1 protein-coding gene is annotated in these 1917 nt (G+C 63.4%); it reads right to left on the reverse strand.

Annotated elements, in window-relative coordinates; genetic code table 11:
* A partial coding sequence (locus H663_RS40785; RefSeq protein ID WP_205872772.1) for an Ig-like domain-containing protein occupies positions 1 to 1917 on the reverse strand: 1917 nt, incomplete at both ends.

The following is a 1917-nucleotide window of genomic DNA, read 5'->3' on the forward strand; positions in this document are numbered from 1 at the left end:
ACCCGCGCCTTGACGGTGTTGCTGCCTTCGGCGGCTGTGAAGGTGGTGCCCCACCCGACGCCGTCTGTGCTGTATTGCAGTGCGGCACCCACTTCCAAAGTCGTGACGGTGTAGCGGCCATCGCTGGTGATCTTGTCGGTGCCGAGTGCGCCGCTGTCGCACACCAGGCCAAGGACGGGCGCACCGGACGCTTGGGTGTCCAGGGTGAAGCTGTAGTTGGTGACTGCGCCCAGGTTGCCTGCGGCATCGGTCACGCGCACTTGCACGTTGTTCACTCCCTCTGCCGCTGCAAAGGTGGTGGCCCAGTTCACGCCGTTGGTGCTGTATTCGAGCTGACCGCCTGCTTCTACGCTGCTGAGACTCAGGGTGCCGATGTTGCTGAGTTTGTCTGTTCCTGCACCTGTACTGCTGCCGCTGTCGCACACCAGGCCCACGGTGGGGGCTACAGGGGCTGCGCTGTCCAGGGTGAAGCTCAGGCTGGAGGTGTTGCTGACGTTGCCTGCTTGGTCGGTCACGCGCACGCTGACCGTGTTGGCACCTTCAGCGGCGGCAAAGGTGCTGCCCCAGGTGGTGCCGTTGGTGCTGTATTCGAGGGTGGCACCGACTTCGGCGGCGATGTTGATGTTGCCGTTGTTCGTGAGTTTGTCAGCGCCTTGGCTGCCGCTGTCGCACACCAGGGTGAGCACGGCCGGGGTGGGCGCGGTGCTGTCCAGGGTGAAGCTGTAGTCTTGGGTGCGCTGGTTGCCTGCGGCGTCCATGACACGCACTTTGACGGTATTCAGGCCTTCGGCTGCGGTGTAGGTGCTGGTCCAGGTGCTGCCGTTGGTGCTGTAGCTGATGTCTGCCCCGGCTTCTGCGCCGGTGATGACCAGGGTGGCGTCGCGGCTGAGTTTGTCGCCTGTGGTGCCGCTGTCGCAGCTGAGCGCCACGGTGAAGGTGCTGGTTTGGCTGTCCAGGGTGAAGCTGAAGGCAGCCGAGGTGGCCACATTGCCTGCGGCATCCGTAGCGCGCACTTGCACCGTGTTGGCCCCCTCTACTGCTGCAAAGGTGGTGGTCCAGGTGCTGCCGTTGGTGCTGTATTCCAGCTGACTGTCGCTGTCTGCGCTGACGGTGAAGGCACCGTTGCTGGTGACTTTGTCGGTGTTATTCGATCCCGTGTCGCTGATCAGGCTGATCACGGGCGTGGCGATGCTGGCGTCAATCAGCAGAGGCAATGTTTGCGCTGCACTGCTATTGCCTGCCGGATCGATGGCCATGATGCTCACGTTACCGCTGGCGATCACCAGGCTTGGCGTGACGCTCCATGTGCCGTCTGCGGCCACCGTGGTGCTCAGCACTTCGTTGGTGCCGGGCATGGTCACTAGAATCACGTCGTCCTTGGTGCCCGTGCCGCTGATCGTGGGCATGTCGATGTGGGTCAGGCGGTCTGACAACGCACCGCTGTTGCTCGCGTCATCGAGCTTGACTGTGAAGCTCGGTGCTTGGGTGTCCACGGCGTACGTGGCTGTAGCTACCGTGCCCGCGTTGCCCGCTTCGTCGGTGTAGGCCGTGCCCAGGCTCAGCGTGTTGCTGGCCGCTTCGGTGTCTGTTGCTGGCGTGAAGGTGGCTGTCCAGATCAGGCCGTCTGTGCTGGCGGTGAATGTGCTCAAGGCTCCGTTGGGCGCTGTGATGTCCGCGTTGCTGAAGTCTTTGACTTTTTCGCTGAAGGTGATGGTCACCGTGGCGCTCTCGCCTGCTTTGAGCGCGTTGTCGCTCAGGGCGATGCTGGCCGTGGGTGCTTTGAGGTCTATCGCGTAGTTGGCGCTGCTGGTGCTGGCGCCTTGGTTGCCCGCCACGTCGGTGTAGCTGTTGGCCACGCTCATGACGTTGCTGGCGTCTGCCGTGCCCGCTGTGGGCGTGAAGCTGCCCACCCTGGTT

It is taken from the genome of Limnohabitans planktonicus II-D5, from assembly GCF_001270065.2.
GTDB classification, from domain to species: domain Bacteria; phylum Pseudomonadota; class Gammaproteobacteria; order Burkholderiales; family Burkholderiaceae_C; genus Limnohabitans_A; species Limnohabitans_A planktonicus.